This is a genomic window from Clostridium thermobutyricum DSM 4928, assembly GCF_002050515.1.
GTDB classification, from domain to species: Bacteria; Bacillota; Clostridia; order Clostridiales; family Clostridiaceae; genus Clostridium; species Clostridium thermobutyricum.
The window spans coordinates 1-17,187 of record NZ_LTAY01000050.1; the positions used below are offsets into that span (position 1 = coordinate 1).

General features: G+C 24.7%; 14 protein-coding genes. 9 read left to right on the top strand and 5 right to left on the bottom strand.

Features of this window, described 5'->3' with window-relative positions; genetic code table 11:
- Both CLTHE_RS10210 and CLTHE_RS10215 read left to right on the top strand, forming a co-directional pair.
- Positions 1-3,079, top strand: a 3,079-nt coding sequence (locus CLTHE_RS10210) for a DEAD/DEAH box helicase (protein WP_080023251.1), incomplete at its 5' end; no start/stop codon positions are given.
- Positions 3,080-3,110: 31 nt separating this feature from the next.
- Entirely contained in the window at positions 3,111-5,057 is a 1,947-nt protein-coding gene (locus CLTHE_RS10215; protein WP_080023252.1) for an FUSC family protein, read from the top strand.
- Positions 5,058-5,095: 38 nt separating this feature from the next.
- Here the strand turns inward: CLTHE_RS10215 and CLTHE_RS10220 are convergent, their stop codons facing one another.
- Together CLTHE_RS10220 and CLTHE_RS10225 are read right to left on the bottom strand one after the other, a co-directional pair.
- Positions 5,096-5,923 carry a mechanosensitive ion channel family protein gene (locus tag CLTHE_RS10220; RefSeq protein ID WP_080023253.1) on the bottom strand — a complete coding sequence of 276 codons (828 nt, stop codon included), beginning with the start codon at positions 5,921-5,923 and terminating at the stop codon, positions 5,096-5,098.
- A 217-nt stretch (positions 5,924-6,140) separates the two neighbouring features.
- Entirely contained in the window at positions 6,141-6,452 is a 312-nt protein-coding gene (locus CLTHE_RS10225) for a rhodanese-like domain-containing protein (RefSeq protein ID WP_080023254.1), read from the bottom strand.
- A 231-nt stretch (positions 6,453-6,683) separates the two neighbouring features.
- Between CLTHE_RS10225 and CLTHE_RS10230 the strand changes: the two genes are divergently transcribed.
- From CLTHE_RS10230 to cooS, 5 genes are all read left to right on the top strand, one after another.
- On the top strand, positions 6,684-6,950 hold the full coding sequence (locus CLTHE_RS10230; RefSeq protein WP_002597801.1) for an ACT domain-containing protein: 267 nt from the start codon (positions 6,684-6,686) through the stop codon (positions 6,948-6,950).
- Between the two features lie 14 nt (positions 6,951-6,964).
- A complete protein-coding gene (locus CLTHE_RS10235) occupies positions 6,965-8,320 on the top strand; it encodes a PFL family protein (RefSeq protein WP_080023255.1) in 1,356 nt (451 codons plus the stop codon).
- A gap of 33 nt (positions 8,321-8,353) precedes the next feature.
- On the top strand, positions 8,354-9,109 hold the full coding sequence (locus tag CLTHE_RS10240) for an exodeoxyribonuclease III (RefSeq protein ID WP_080023256.1): 756 nt from the start codon (positions 8,354-8,356) through the stop codon (positions 9,107-9,109).
- 189 nt (positions 9,110-9,298) lie between these two features.
- Entirely contained in the window at positions 9,299-9,727 is a 429-nt protein-coding gene (locus CLTHE_RS10245) for an RrF2 family transcriptional regulator (protein ID WP_080023257.1), read from the top strand.
- Between the two features lie 138 nt (positions 9,728-9,865).
- The gene (cooS, locus tag CLTHE_RS10250; RefSeq protein ID WP_080023258.1) at positions 9,866-11,767 is read left to right on the top strand and encodes an anaerobic carbon-monoxide dehydrogenase catalytic subunit; all 1,902 of its coding nucleotides are present in this window, start codon (positions 9,866-9,868) and stop codon (positions 11,765-11,767) included.
- A gap of 30 nt (positions 11,768-11,797) precedes the next feature.
- On the opposite strand, the gene lexA is transcribed toward cooS, so the two are convergent.
- Positions 11,798-12,406 (bottom strand): transcriptional repressor LexA, encoded by a 609-nt coding sequence (lexA, locus tag CLTHE_RS10255; protein WP_080023259.1) that lies wholly within the window; start codon positions 12,404-12,406, stop codon positions 11,798-11,800.
- Between the two features lie 160 nt (positions 12,407-12,566).
- On the opposite strand from lexA, the gene CLTHE_RS10260 reads away from it, so the two are divergent.
- On the top strand, positions 12,567-13,067 hold the full coding sequence (locus CLTHE_RS10260; protein WP_080023261.1) for a hypothetical protein: 501 nt from the start codon (positions 12,567-12,569) through the stop codon (positions 13,065-13,067).
- Between the two features lie 116 nt (positions 13,068-13,183).
- Positions 13,184-13,735, top strand: a complete 552-nt coding sequence (locus CLTHE_RS10265) for a hypothetical protein (protein WP_080023268.1) — start codon at positions 13,184-13,186, stop codon at positions 13,733-13,735.
- Between the two features lie 35 nt (positions 13,736-13,770).
- Here CLTHE_RS10265 and CLTHE_RS10270 read toward each other — a convergent pair whose 3' ends face one another.
- Together CLTHE_RS10270 and CLTHE_RS10275 are read right to left on the bottom strand one after the other, a co-directional pair.
- Positions 13,771-14,763, bottom strand: a complete 993-nt coding sequence (locus CLTHE_RS10270; protein WP_002597809.1) for a tyrosine recombinase XerC — start codon at positions 14,761-14,763, stop codon at positions 13,771-13,773.
- A 730-nt stretch (positions 14,764-15,493) separates the two neighbouring features.
- Positions 15,494-17,041 (bottom strand): DUF2828 family protein, encoded by a 1,548-nt coding sequence (locus CLTHE_RS10275; protein WP_080023274.1) that lies wholly within the window; start codon positions 17,039-17,041, stop codon positions 15,494-15,496.
- Between the last annotated feature and the right edge of the window lie 146 nt (positions 17,042-17,187).

The window sequence follows — 17,187 nt, forward strand, 5'->3', positions numbered from 1 at the left end:
TACTTATAATGTATATATTAATTTAGAATTAGATGATTTTACAGTGAATAGTATTAGTTGTACTTGTGATGACTTTGAAAAAAACGAATTAAAGAAGAAAAATTATGCTTGTAAGCATATATCTGCAGCATTTTTAAAATTTTTAGATTATGCTGATAAAGATAAATTTTTATCTAAAATAATAGAGGATAGAAAAATAATTGATAATATCTTAGATAATAATAAAGAAATAGATAATCCACTCTCTTTATTATTAAATGAAGATACTAGAAAAGATGTTTTTATAGATGTCTATTTAAATAAAAATTCTTGGTCAAATAAAATTACAGCAGAATTTAAAATAGGAATAAAATCACTATCATCTCGTAAAAAATATGTAATAAAGGATATAAATAATTTTCTTATAAACATATATAATAATATTCCTATTAGTTTTAGCAAAGATTTTGAGTTTTCTAATAAAGATTATAAATTTTCAAGTGAAAGTAATAAAATATTTTCTTTTATAGAGACAATAAAAGAATTAGAAATTTATTCAACTGGTTTTAAACGCAGTCAAGATAAATTAATAAATAAAAAAGAAATTATTATTCCTAATGGGCTACTAAAAAGCTTTTTACTTTCAATTAAAGGAAATAAAGTATATCTTAATTCAGGTTTTTATTCAAGGGAAGTAGAAACTGAAATATTAGAATGTGATATTCCTCTACCTATTCAATTAAATGAAGAGGAAAATTCTATAGATTTAATTTTTCCAAGAGGATTACCAATTGACCTAGATGGAAAGTGTAATGTTTTATTATATGATACTGTAATTTATATTCCTTCTACATATCAAAGTGAAAAACTTTTACCTTATATTAAGACTTTTAAGAATATGGATAGTTTTAAATTTAAATTAGAAGATAAAGATAAAATTTTTAGAAAATTAATTCCTTCTATAAAAAATATGACAGGTTCATTAATGTTAAATGATAAAATTTCAAATCAAATTATTATAGCAAAGCCAAAATTTAAATTTTATTTTCATAGAGATGATTATATAAGATTAACTATTAAAGTTTGTTATAAAGAATATGAATTTAATATATTGAATGATTATAGGGAAAAATTTATTTATAGAGATACTATCTTAGAAAATAGAGTAATTACTTTAGCTAAAAATTTATTATTTCAACCAATAGAAGATAAAACATTTGTTTTTATTGGAAGTGAAGATAAAGCTTTTGAGTTTTTCAAAAATAATATTGACTCTTTAAGACCAATAGGTGAAATCTTTTATTCTGATAGTTTTAAAGGAAATATAACATTAGATTCTAATAGTTTTAATATTGAAATTTCTCGTGGTCGTGAGGAATATTTTGAATTTAAATATAGTGTTTCTAATATAGATGAAGAAGAATTTTATAATATTTTAAGAAGCTTTAAAGATAATAAAAAATATTATAAATTAAATTCTGGAGATTATTTAGATTTAGAGGAAATTAAATTAAAAGAATTTCTTACATTATTAAATTCTCTAAAAACTTCAAAAATAGATAATAAATTAGAATTTAATAAAAATAAAAGTCTTTATATCACTGAGAAATTAAAAGAAATAACTAATGATTATACTGGAAAGGAATATCTTGAAAGTATAAGGGATAATACTTTAAATTTAGATTATGATTTGAATTTAAATAATATAAATGCCAAATTAAGAGATTATCAGTTATATGGAGTAAAATGGATGAATCAATTAAATTCATTAGGATTTGGAGGAATATTAGGTGATGAAATGGGACTTGGAAAAACCCTTCAATCAATAGCTTTTATATCTAGCCAAAAAAATAAAAAAACTTTAATAGTTTCTCCAACATCTCTTATATATAACTGGAGAGATGAATTTTTAAAATTCTCACCGAATACTAAAGTGAAAATAAATATTGGAACTAAAAAAAATAGAAAAATTACATTAGATAATATATCTAATATAGATGTAATAATAACTACTTATAATCTTTTAAGAAATGACATTGACTTATATGAAAAATTAGATTTTGACTTTATGTTTATAGATGAGGCACAATATATAAAAAATTCTGATTCTAAAAATTCAAAGGCATGTAAAAGAATCTCTTCTAATAGCAAATTTGCTTTAACAGGTACTCCAATAGAAAATAACTTAATGGAACTTTGGTCTATTTTTGATTTTATAATGCCAGGATACCTTTGGGATAAAAATACTTTTAATAGTAAATATAATAGGAATTTATCTGAAGATCCTATTTTAATTAAAGATCTTAGACTTCTTATTGATCCGTTTATACTAAGAAGATTTAAAAGAGATGTACTAAAAGAATTACCAGATAAAATAGAAAAAATAATAAAAGTTGATATGACTAAAGAGCAAAAAAAAGTTTATAGTTCATATAATAAATATATAAAAGAATTAATAAACAAAAAGGAGATTGCCGAAGAATTTAAACAAGATAGTATTGAAATATTATCTTATATAACTAAATTAAGACAAATAGCTATTGATCCTTCTTTAGTTATAAATGACTTTGAGGGAGAAAGTGGTAAATTAATAGCCTTAAAAGAGATTTTAGAAGATACAATATCTAATGGACATAAAGTATTAGTATTTTCACAATTTACAAGTGCCTTAAAAAAAATTAAATCTACTTTAAATGCAAATGATATATCTACATATTATATTGATGGAAGTATATCAAGTAAAAAGAGACTTGAACTTGTAAACAAATTTAATGAAGATGAAACTAATGTTTTTCTTATTTCATTAAAAGCCGGAGGAACAGGACTAAATTTAACTAGTGCTGATATAGTAATTCATTTTGACCCTTGGTGGAATCCAGCTGCTGAAAATCAAGCTACAGATAGAGCTCATAGAATTGGCCAAAAAAATATTGTTGAAGTTATAAAACTAGTTTCTGAAGGAACTGTTGAAGAAAAAATACTATCTTTACAGGAAAGGAAAAAAGATTTAATAAATAATTTAATCGATGAAAATAGTCTTTCTAACAATTTATTAATTAATTTAAAGAGAGATGATATTTTAAAATTACTAAAAAAATAAATAGTATTATTACTAAAGAAGAGGTGATATATTGAATATAGATTTAAACAGATTTAAATTAAATTGGAGGACTTTAATAAAGGTTAGCTTTCCACCAAGTATAATTTGTCTTATAATTTTCTTTACAAATTATAAATTTTTTGGACTTCAAAATGTAATAATAGCGCCATATATGACTTTGACTTTTATAAGAATGAAAGGATATTTAACTATAGAAAAAAATCCTATAAAGCCACTATTTATTCATCTAATAATTGGAGTTGTTGCAACTATTGCAAGTTTAGGTTGGATACATTCACTTATAATTGACTTTGTTGCAACAATTATATTAACATATCTTTTAACAGATGAGTATAATCCAAGCAGTTATTTCCCTTATCTAATGGCTTTTGTTTTTCTTCAGTTGTTCCCAGCTAGATATAATGAAATTCCAATGAGACTTTTATCTATATCATATTCTTATTTAATAATTTTTATAGGGTTAAAGATTTTTGCTCCTAAAATGGTAACTTCTAAAATTAGATTATTAATTAGAGAAGGTTATACAAATATAGCAAAACAAGCTGAATTATTATCAAAAGAAAACTTTTCAGAAATTGCAAATTTTCAATTTAGATTATTTGATATTTGTAAAGAATTAAACAGATTAATTTATTCAGGAGGAAAAAATAAATATTATCCTTTCATAATATTTTTTCAACATATAAATAATATCTTAGGAGATTTATATGATTTAAGATACATAACTAATTCAAATAAAGATTATTTAAGAAATTTATCTAGTTTATTTTCGAATATATATAACCTCTGTGAAAATAATAAACAAGATTTAATATCAAATGAAGTTTTAAATTTTTTAAATAATAATAACTTTGAAGATAAAGATTTGAATCATTATTTTACATTTATTTTAGATTATTTAGTAAAAGGATCTATAAAAGTATATAATGAGAAAGATAGTATAATAAGAACATATTTTGATTTTAGGGAAAATAAAGAGTACTTTGAAAAATTAAATAAATATAAGTTTTCTTTAAATGAATTTAAATTAAGGTTTTCTCTTAGAATGGGAATTCTTTTAAGTGTAACATTTTCTTTTGTTAGATGGTCAAATTTAGAAAAAAGTTATTGGATTCCTATGACTGTATTTTTATTGACATTACCTTTTTATGAAGACAGTAAAAAAAGAGTTAAAGAAAGGTTTTTTGGAACACTAATAGGGATAGTTCTAGCAAGTATATTATTCTCTATATTTAGAACTCATGAATTACATATGATAATACTAATAGTAAGTACATTCCTAATGTATTCTTTTATAGCTGACTATGGTATTATGACAATATATATTACTTGTTATGCATTGGCTATTTCAACTTTAACAATAGGTAGTACAGAAGCTATATTATTAAGAGTACTATATACAATAGCATCACTATTAATAGTTTTATTTGCTAATAGATTTATTTTTAGAACTAAAAACTATATAGAATTAAAAAATATGATAGATAGACTTATTGTATTAGATGAAGAAATGATAAAAGAATTTAAGAATATTTTAAATAATGATATAAACAGAGAAAAACTTCAGCTTTTAGTGTATTCATCTTATTTAATAAGTGGAAAATTACAAATGCATAATGATCCTAAAAGTACAGCAATAGAAGATACTAAAATTAGAAATTTTATTTTTAATAATAATAGATTTACAACTTTATTATCACATTTATGTGTACTTCTTTATGATACTAAAAAGAAAGTAGATGTAGAATATATAAATGAATGTATTCATATTTTAGAGGATATTATCTCAAATATGAAAAATTTAAATAATTCTTCAGAAATTAATCATAATAAAGTATGTAAAAATATCAGTATAATAAATCATCAAAAAGATTATTTTAATATACAAATGATAAATTGTTTAAGTAAAGCAAAAGAGTCTTCCGATTCATTAGAAGATCTAATGAAAACAATATAAAAAAAAAAGAGTATATCAAATAAATGATATACTCTTTTTTAATTTTCTATTTTATCTAAATGAACATCCATCTGAGGGAATGGAATAGATATTCCTTCTTCATCAAACTTCAATTTAGATTGTTCTAAAAGATCAAAATGAACAGTCCAGTAATCTTCACTTTTACACCATGCCCTAACAACAAAGTTAATAGAACTAGCTGCTTGCTCAGATAAAGCTATAAAAGGTTCAGGCTCTTTTAGAATAAGAGGATGATTATCTACTAAATTAGCTAATACTCTTTTTACTTTTAAAATATCATCTCCATAGCCTACACCAAAAGTTAGATCAACTCTTCTTAATTCTTTAGAAGAATAATTGATTATAGTGCCATTTACAAGACTTCCATTAGGAATCATTATTTCTTTATTATCTGATGATATTATATGAGTATAAAATATACTTATTTTTTCAACTACACCTGATTTACTAGAAACTTCTATAAAATCTCCAACATTAAAAGGTCTTAAAAGTAGAATTATAACTCCTCCTGCAAAGTTTGCTAAACTTCCTTGTAATGCAAGCCCAACTGCTAAACCAGCAGATGCTATTATAGCTGCAAAGCTTGTTGTTTTTACTCCAAGATATGATATTACGCATACAACTAGTAATATCTTTAAAGCTATGTCTGAAAAAGCAAGGAAAAATGAAGTTAAAGTAGGATCGATATTTTTCTTATTTAATATTTGATTTAATTTCTTCAATACTTTATTTATTACTTTCCATCCTATAAAAAGAACAATTACTCCAATAACTAATTTTAGACCACTATTGGCTAACCAATTTAAAACAAAATCAGCTATTTTTTCAACGTTAAATTTGTTCATTATTAATTCCTCCATATGTTTATTCCAATACTTAATTATACTATCATTTCAATTTAATTCAATATTTATATAAAATTAAAATTATCTTTTAATATTTTATTTTTGAAAAAAACTATGAATAAAGATAAATAATTTATATCAAAGATTTATATAAATTTTATAATATATATATATATATAATTCATAAGAAATATTTTATAAAAGAAAAACTGTAAGATTATCTTACAGTTTTTTCTGTTATACCATCATAAGATAGCATTCCGCCTCTTACATTTATACAATTTTCAAAACCAAGTTCATTTAACATTAATACTGCATTTGAACTTTTATTTCCTACCTTGCAAATTACATATATATCTTTATCAGTAGGTAATTCAGTTGAAAAATCTTCTAACTCATATAAAGGAACATTTATTGAATTTTTTATATGTCCTGCATCATAATGTATTCTATCTCTAACATCTATTATATATGTATTTGGATTAGTTTCTATTATCTTTTTTAATTTTAATGCTGTTATTTCTTTCATATCTATTCACTCCTTATAAAGTATTATATCAAGAATGTATTAAAAAACATTTAACAAAACTATTTTTAAATTTATTCTATATTTTTTTAATTTCTACAGATATTCTAATTTAAAAATGATATTATAAAAATATAATAAAATTTTAATCTTTATTGTATATTTGACAATATAAATAAAAGACAATAGAATATATAATTATATTTAGAAATTATTTACAGGGAGGATATCTAAATGAAAGCTATATTAACAGTAATAGGAAAAGATAAAGTAGGTATAATAGCTGGTATAAGTTCAGAGCTTAAAAATTTAAATGTTAACATTTTAGATGTTAATCAAACTATAATGGGAGACAGCTTTGCTATGATGATGATGGTTGATATAAACTCATCAGAAAATTTTGATAAAATAAAAGACTCTCTTATAGCTAAAGGTGAAGAACTTGAAGTTGAAGTAAAAATACAAAGAGAAGAAATATTTAAATCTATGCATACAATTTAATAGGGGGATTTAATATGAATAGTAGTAATATATTAGAAACTATAAAAATGATAGAAGAGGAGAAATTAGATATAAGAACTATTACTATGGGAATTTCACTTTTAGATTGTATTGATAGTGATGGTAATAAAGCAAGAACTAAGATATATGATAAGATAACTAAATCTGCTGAAAATTTAGTTAAAGTTGGATATGAAATTGAAAATGAGTTTGGTATTCCTATAGTTAATAAAAGAGTTTCAGTAACACCAATATCAATTATAGGTGGTGCTACTAATGAAGATAATTATGTAGAATTTGCGAGAACTTTAGATAAAGCTGCTAATACATTAGGAATTGATTTTCTTGGAGGATTTTCTGCTCTTGTACATAAGGGATATACAAAAGGAGATAAAATTTTAATCCAATCAATTCCTGAAGCATTAAAAGTTACAAATAAAGTATGTTCATCTGTTAATGTTGGTTCAACTAGAACTGGTATAAATATGGATGCTATAAAAGAGATGGGAGAAATAATTAAAAGAACAGCTGATCTTACAGCTGATAAAAAAGGTTTTGGATGTGCTAAATTAGTTGTTTTTGCTAATGCTGTAGAAGATAATCCATTTATGGCTGGTGCATTTCATGGAGTAGGAGAAGCAGATAAAATTATAAATGTAGGTGTTTCAGGTCCAGGAGTAGTTCAAAGAGCTCTTGAAAAAGTAAAAGGACAATCTTTTGATGTTGTTGCAGAAACTGTAAAGAAAACTGCTTTTAAAATAACTAGAATGGGGCAACTAGTTGGAAATGAAGCTTCTAAAAGATTAAATGTTCCTTTTGGAATAGTAGACCTTTCACTTGCTCCAACTCCTGCTATAGGAGATTCTGTGGCACACATTTTAGAAGAGATGGGATTAGAAGTTGTTGGAACACATGGTACAACTGCAGCACTAGCTCTATTAAATGATGCAGTAAAAAAAGGTGGAGTAATGGCCTGTGGTCATGTTGGAGGATTAAGCGGTGCATTTATTCCTGTTTCAGAAGATGCTGGAATGATAGATGCAGTAATTAATGGTTCTCTAAATTTAGAAAAACTTGAAGCAATGACTGCAATTTGCTCAGTTGGACTTGATATGATTGCAGTTCCTGGATATACAAGTGCAAGTACAATATCAGCTATGATTGCTGATGAAGCTGCTATTGGAGTTATAAACAATAAAACTACAGCAGTTAGAATAATTCCAGCTCCTGGTTGTGATGTAGGGGATATGGTTGAATTTGGTGGTTTACTTGGAACTGCTCCTGTAATGAAAATAAATAATTATTCATCAGATTTATTTATCGGTAGAGGAGGAAGAATTCCAGCTCCAATTCATTCATTTAAAAACTAATAATTATATAAAAAATTATAGGAGAATATAACTATGAAAAAATTTATATCTTGGAATGTTAATGGTTTGAGAGCATGTGTAAAAAAAGGCTTCTTAGATTATTTTAATTCTGTTAATGCAGATATTTTTGCGGTACAAGAAACTAAATTACAAGAAGGACAAATAGAATTGGATCTGCCAGGATATTATCAATATTGGAATTATGCTCAAAGAAAAGGCTATTCTGGAACAGCTATATTTACAAAAGAACTTCCAATTAATGTTTTTTACGGATTAGGAATAGAAGAACATGATACTGAAGGAAGAGTGATTACTTTAGAATTTAATGATTACTATTTCGTAACTGTATATACTCCAAATTCTAAAGCTGAACTTGCTAGAATTGATTATAGAATGGAGTGGGAAGATGCATTTAGAACATATTTAAAAGAAATAGAAAAAAATAAGCCAATTATAATATGTGGTGATTTAAATGTTGCGCATAACGAAATAGACTTAAAGAATCCAAAATCAAATGTAAATAATGCTGGATTTAGCATTCAAGAAAGAACTAAATTTAATGACTTTCTTAATTCAGGATTTATTGATACATTTAGATTTAAGTACCCTGAAAAAGAAGGAGCTTATTCTTGGTGGTCATATAGGTTTAATGCAAGAAAAAATAATGCAGGGTGGAGGATTGATTACTTTTTAGTTTCTGACTGCTTAAAAGAAAATATATTTGAAGCGAATATACATTCTGATATATTAGGCTCAGATCATTGTCCGGTAGAGTTAATATTGAAATAAAGTTAAAAGGATATCTTTTTATTAGATATCCTTTTAACTTTTTGAAAATTTCCCCAGTTTGCTATTTACAAAAGATAAAATTTGTAGTAGGTTTAAAATATACCTTTTAGGTGAACTTTTGGATATTGTTCATCAATAAGGTAATTAATAAATATTTTTATATATTTTTAAAGGAGGATTCACTTCTATATGAATATTTCACAAGAAAGTGATTATGCATTAAGAGCTATTCGTGCAATGTATAATTTTGGTGTAGAAAATAAAATTGAAGCAAGAATTATTTCTGAAAAAGAACATATTCCTATAAGATTCTTATTTAAGATTTTACGTAAACTTTGCGCTGAAAATATTATAGAATCATTTCGAGGAGTAAATGGAGGTTATATGTTAAAAGCCCCATTAGAAAAATTAACTTTGAAAGATATAATTGAAGCAATAGAAGGACCTATATCTATAAATAAATGCACTAAAGATAAAAATTTATGTGAAATTTGCTTATCAGGTTGTTCTTTATATTATGAAATGAAAAAAGTTGAAAATGAAATTTTAAATATTTTATCTAGAAAATCTTTAAAAGAAATATTAGATAGTAGCATTGATGGCATTAACTTTTTTTAAATATTCTTATTTTTGAAAGTGAATTTTTAAATTGGCATATTTTATGTTAATTTAATAAATTACATTATTAGGTTTTTAAGTCTAAAAGTATACCAAAATAGTGTAGTTTTCATTTTAATTATGAAAGGTGTAGATATTATGTCAAATTGTAGCAAAACTAGCTGCCAAACTAGCTGTTCAACATGTATGTCAGCTGATAAAAAATTAGAAAGCTTTATAAAAGAATTAGATGTAGAAACATCTCATCACAGAGTAGAATCACAAAGTATAAAATGTAAATTCGGTCTTGATGGTGTTTGTTGTAGACTTTGTTCAAATGGACCTTGTAGAATAACACCAAAAGCTAAAAGAGGAATTTGTGGAGCAGACGCTGATACAATTGTTGCAAGAAACTTTTTAAGAGCTGTAGCTGCTGGATCAGGATGTTATATTCATGTAATAGAAAATACTGCTTTAAATTTAAAAAAAATGGCTGAAAATAAAGAACCTCTTAAAGGATTAAAAGCTTTAGATAGAGTTTCTAATATATTAGGAATAACAGATGGGGATCAATTTGAAAAAGCTTATAAGATTGCCGATTCTATTTTAAAAGACTTATATAAACCTAGATATGATAAAATGGAACTTGTTGAAAAATTAGCATATGCTCCTAGATTTGAAAAATGGAGAGAACTAGGAATATTACCAGGAGGAGCAAAATCAGAAGTATTTGACGGAATTGTTAAAACATCAACAAATTTAAGCAGTGATCCTATAGATATGTATATGAGTAGTTTAAGATTAGGAATATCAACTGGACTTTATGGATTAACTCTTGTAAATTTATTAAATGATATAATGTTAGGAGATCCAGTAATCAGACAAGCATCTGTTGGTATGAAAGTAATAAATCCAGATTATATCAATATAATGACAACTGGACATCAACACTCATTAATAGCTCATTTACAAGATTACTTAATTTCAAGTGAAGCAACTAAATTAGCTAACTCAGTAGGGGCTAAAGGTTTTAGAATTATTGGATGTACTTGTGTAGGTCAAGATTTACAAGTTAGAGGAGAGCACTATAATGAAGTATTTGTAGGTCATGCAGGTAACAATTATACTAGTGAAGCTGTTTTAGCAACAGGTGGAATAGATCTTATAACTTCTGAATTTAACTGTACACTTCCTGGAATTGAGCCTATCGCAGAAAAATTTGATATAAAAATGATATGTTTAGATAATGTTGCTAAAAAAGTTAATGCTGAATCAGTTGTATATTCATATGAAGAAAAAGAGGAGATAACTAATAAAATTGTTAATGAAGCAATTAAAAGTTATTCAAAGAGAAGATGTTCAATAGAATTAAATATTCCAAAAGATCATGGGCATGATGATGTTTTAACTGGATTAAGCGAGTCAAATCTAAAAGAATTTTTAGGTGGTAATTGGAAAGCACTTGTAGATTTAATTGCTAAAGGAAGAATAAAAGGTATAGCTTGTATTGTAGGATGCTCAAATCTTACTGCAAAAGGTCATGATGTATTTACTGTAGAATTAGCAGAAGCATTAATAAAGAAAGATATACTAATACTTTCAGCAGGATGTTCATCAGGTGGTCTTGAGAATGTTGGATTAATGTCTGCAAAAGCTGCTACAAAAGCTGGAGATAGTCTAAGAAAAGTTTGCGAAGAATTAAATATTCCTCCTGTATTAAACTTTGGACCATGCCTTGCTATAGGAAGACTTGAAATGATTGCAGCTGAACTCGCAGAATATTTAAATATAGATATTCCTCAATTACCATTAATTTTATCAGCTCCTCAATGGTTAGAAGAACAAGCTCTTGCTGATGGAGTATTTGGGCTTACTCTTGGATTACCACTTCATTTAGCATTACCTCCATTTGTAGGTGGAAGTGAATTAGCTTTAAATTTATTTAGTGAAGGATTAAAAGAAATTACAGGTGGTCAATTAATAATTGATGGAGATGTAGATAATACTGCTAATAAATTAGAGGAAATAATTGAAGAGAGAAGAAAAGGTTTAGGATTATAATAAACAAAGCTCATCTTTTTAAGATGAGCTTTATCTATAATCTCTATATATTCCTACTAATTTTCCTAAAATCGAACAGTTTTCTACAATGATAGGTTCCATAGAATCATTTTCTGGCTGTAATCTTATATGATCTTTTTCTAAATAGAATCTTTTTATAGTTGCCTCTTCTTCAATAAGTGCTACTACAATATCACCATTATTTGCTGATGTTCTTTTTTCTATTATGGCTAAATCACCTTCATTTATTCCTGCTTTTATCATACTATTTCCATTAACTTTTAATATAAATAATTCATTATCATGCTTTACAAAATTTAATGGAAGAGTAAAGGTGTCTTCTATATTTTCAGTAGCTAATATTGGAGTTCCAGCAGTTATATTACCTATTATAGGTATTGATATCATTTCACGTTTAGGTTGCATAAATTCAACAATTTCTAAAGCTCTTGGTTTTGTTGGATCTCTTTTTATCAATCCTTTTTTTTCTAGTCTTTTTAAGTGTCCATGAACAGTAGAAGTTGACTTTAAACTTACCGCTTCACATATTTCTCTAACTGATGGTGGATAACCTTTGTTTTCAGTATATACTTTTAAAAATTCATAAATTTGACTTTGCTTATCTTTACCGTCTACCATTGTTTACACCTCACTTCTTACTAAGAATTATAGCATATAATTCCTCTCCAATCAAACTTATGTTCTTTTTATCTTTTTTTACATAAATAAACTCTATTTGATACTAAAACTGAAATTTGATATAATATAATTCTAGTTTATCACAAAAGGTGGTGTAAAAATGACTAAAGCATTTATAGTTGACGAATTTTGCGATTTTTTAGATCCAACAAAAATTTGTGACAATTGTGGAGCATGTTTAAATTTAAGTAAATCCGATTTACAAGCAATTAAAATTGAAGAAATTGCAAAAAACATAGAAGAAAATGAATTAGTAGAATCAGATCTTGAAGATTCTGATTTTTTTGAAGATGAGTTTAATATTCCTAATTGGGAAGAACTTATAGCTAAAGCTCAAAAAATAGATCCAAATATGGATAAAGAACTTATTGAAAAATCATTATTAGAAGCTTATTCTAATTTAAATGAAAATTTTAAAGAGCATTTAGAAATACCTTCGTATACTTTAGCTAACGAAGATGAAGTAACGGCACTTGGGAAAAGTGCTGCTGAAGAAGAGATAATTTATCTAGAAGATCTTAACTTAACTGAAGATATTTTAGAGAGTGATACTGAAGAACTTTTCCCAGGTGTAAGAAAATTAAAAAAAAAAAACATTTAATTATTCATATATAAAATCCTCATTTAATTTTAAGTGAGGATTTTTCTTTTGGTATAAAAATTCTTTTTTTTCAAAAACTAGTATTGCAACACAATTTATAAAGAGGAGAGATTTTCATGAAAATTAGAAAATTCAAAGCAATACTATTTATACTAGGAATTGGAATATCTATTTCATTTTTTGGATGTAATAATGTAAAAAACACTACTGATAACGTAGAAAGAAATGTAGAGCAGGGGATAAATAATTCAAAAAATAATTCTAATTCACTTAACAAATCTATAAATAAAAATATACCGCAATTTACAGAGTCAGAAATTTCAATAGATAATCAATATCTTATAAATGAATTAAATAAAAAAGGATTTGATGCAAAAAAAATAAAAGCTAATTCTAACCCATATGATGAATTATTCTCAGTACCAAAAGAAGAAATTCAGGTAAATGGAGGATATATTTCTATATATCAATACGGAGTAGGAGATAAACTAAGAATGGTATCAGATCTTAACTCACTAAATGATAATGCGTACCTATTTAGTCAAAATAAAGGTAATTGGGTACAAAATTTTCATCTTTATAAAAAAGGTAGAATTTTTGTAGTTTACGATGGAGCTGATCAGAAAATTTTAACTGCACTTTCAGAAATTTTAGGTAAGAATATATAAATAAAAAAATAAAAAGCTATGTAATTTATAGCTTTTTATTTTTTTATTTTTGCTAAAGGATTACTTTTAACTGCTTCTCTTAAAGTATCATCATCTACATGTGTATATATTTGTGTAGTAGAAATACTTTCATGACCTAATATACTTTGTAAAGCTCTAATATCTACATCTCCATGTTTATACATAAGAGTTGCAGCTGTATGTCTAAGTTTATGAGGTGTATATTTTTGATCTCTAAGCCCCGCATCTTTAGTTGCATTTTTAACCATTATTTCAACTGTCCGTTTATTTATTCTACGTCCTCTATTAGATAGGAACAAAAATTCTTTATCTTCATCAGAACATTTTATGTCATCTCTATCCTTTAAATATTGATTAAGCGCATAAATACAAGACTCATTTAAGTATACGGTTCTTTCTTTATTTCCTTTTCCTATTATAGTTAATGTATCACCAGATATTTTTTCAAGTTTTATATTGCATAATTCAGATAATCTCATACCACAATTTAAAAAAAATGTTAATATGCAATAATCTCTACTATAATTTTTACTCTTTTTATTTAATGAATTTAAAAGGGTAAGACTTTCATCTAAATTTAAATATACTGGATGACGTTTATTTATTTTAGGTGATTCTAATTCTATAGTAGGATTTTCATCTATAATTTTTGCTTTATTTTGAAGAAACTTAAAAAAAGACTTTAAAGTAGCAACCTTTCTAGCTCTAGCATAAGCACTATTATTTCTATATCTCTCTAAAAAACTCATAAAAGCATAGAGTTCTGAAAGTTTAACTTTCTTTATAAATTCTCCATCTATATCACTTATTTTTATATCTTCAAATTCAATATCTTCTATTTCTTCTCTATATAATTTTAAAAATCTGAAAAACATTAATAAATCAATTCTATATGCATCTATAGTATTAATAGATTTACCTTTTATAGTTTCTAAATAATTTAAAAAATCTATTATAATAAGAGGCATTTCCTCGTTCTTTTTTAAGTCTTTAAAATCGTATTTCATAATTGCTCCTTTCACTTAGTTATATTTCTATTTTATCACAAATAAAAATTGATTAAAATAGAGCAGCAGAACATATGTTCTTAAAATATAAAAACATCATCTTTATATCCTATCTAACTTCAATTCAATCTCAATGAAAAATTATCTTTTATTTTTATATTGACCTTCCTTGACTTTAATTCCTGTTTTTAACTTAATTTAAATTAAATTCTATAAAACAAATTTTACAAATCATAAATTTTTAAAAATAAATAAATAATGCATTTTAATATATAATAATTTAATTTATAAATATATTTTTGTAAAATGCATTTTATGTAAAAAAATTGAAAATAAATGCACAAGAAAGTAATTTGTAATTCGAATAAGTTTAAAACGCTGTATATTTTGCATCTGATTCAAGCAGAAATACTTTTTTTCAATAAAAAAAATACACATTATTTCGCTAAATTGTTATTTAGCGAAATAAATTAAGCGCGTTTTTATAAATTTAATTATAAATAATTCTAAAAATATATTATTTTAACCTATTCTATATAAGAAAAATTTATTAATACCATTTTTCAATTTAATAGTTATAAAAAATTTCAGTTTATCTAAATATAATAAAACTATTTCTAAAACAAATTTATTTTCACTAATTTTATTTTGATTTAAAATCCAATCATTTATTTAATAAGCTGATTTAGTACAACAAAAATCCTATCTAATAAGATAGGATTTTTGTTAATTATTCCATATTATATCTATCACTGCTAAGAATTTTTATCATTTCTTCTTTTATTTCTTCATAAGTAAAATCTCTAAAACCTGTATTTGATTCTTGGATTATTGTTTTAAAAGCTTTTTCACCACTTCCTTCTAGTATAAAAATTTTACCTTCTTCTAAAACAGAAATATTATTTCTATAATTTTCTTTTATTATCCAAATTTTAATTTTTGGGATATTAAATCCAAAATTATTCCACTTTTTTCTCATTTTTAAATATAAAAGTGATATTTCTTCTTCAGAACATTTGTTCGTGTGTGTTATTTCTGATAATTGTTCCATTGATTTAATTACAAAAACAACTCCTGATGGAAAATTAAATATTTTATTACTATTTTTTACCGAAGAAAGTAAAAGAAGGTCAAACACACTCTCGATAGAAATTTTTTCGTTAATAGAATTCTCAATAATATTAATTACATCATTTTTTAAATCTCTGTTTTGTATTTTTTTTATATTAGGTATATCTTTAGTTTTTATTATATGATCTTTATACATTTTTTTATTATTACAAAGATAAAAATTACTTAAAAATACACTTTGCATATAATAATTATCTTTTTTATTTAAATTTTTTTCATTTAAAGCTATTGCAACTAACCAGTCTTCTTCTGGAATTTCTAAATTTTCATAAATTTCTTTTATTTCTTTAATGAATATATCTTTAGTCTTTTTCTCTTCAATTCCTATATCTAAAGCTTTTAAATATTCATATTTCAATTCAAATCCTTTACTTTTTTGTTCTTGTATTACTTCCTTCGGTTTATACATATTTATAAATTCATTAAATCTCTTTGGATCATTTTTCATAAAAGAATTTCTATATTTTTTTATATTCGAATAACTTAAATTTCCATATTGAATCTTATCCCATTCATTATTGCTCATAAACTTTTCAACTACATTAAGTTTACCCCTTAAATGCGATAGTAATTTTCTATATTCTGTATAACTTAATCCTAATAATTTGCTAGTTCTCTTCCCTAACATCTTCGTATTCTCATTGGAAGCATTAATTGATTTTAGCCATTTAGCTAATGTACTAGGCTTGTTAGATTGTAAATCATCATCTAAAGTTTTTTTAAATATGTCTATTACTAAATCTTCATTTTCACCATAAAAAAACTCATATAAATCATCATAACGCCCATACTTAACAATATGTGGTATATATTTTCTAAATTCTAACGGATATTCATCTCCCAATTCATTTAATATTTTTCTAAATTCTTTTTTTCTACCTAACCCTTCTTTATCTCGTAAATAAGAAATTAATTTAAAAAAGTATTCAGAATCCTCTTCTAAACAGCTTCTAGCAAGTTCCAAATTTATATCTATATTATCATAATAAACACTTAATAAATGACAATAAAAAAATAATGTTTGAGATTTTTCATTATCAAATAGGAAATCCCCTTGAATTGTATAATCAAATTCATCTAATTCTCTATCATATTCTAAATTGTCAGAATTAAAAATATACTTAATACCCTTAACTATATTACCCATAAATATCAAATCTCCTTATTATGTATACAAGGCGCTATTCATTTAGCTTATGCACGCCTTTTAAAACAAGATGCGAATATTTCTTAATATCCTTAAAATCGCTTAACCATCTTTGTACTATATAATATATATGTATATTATAAAAT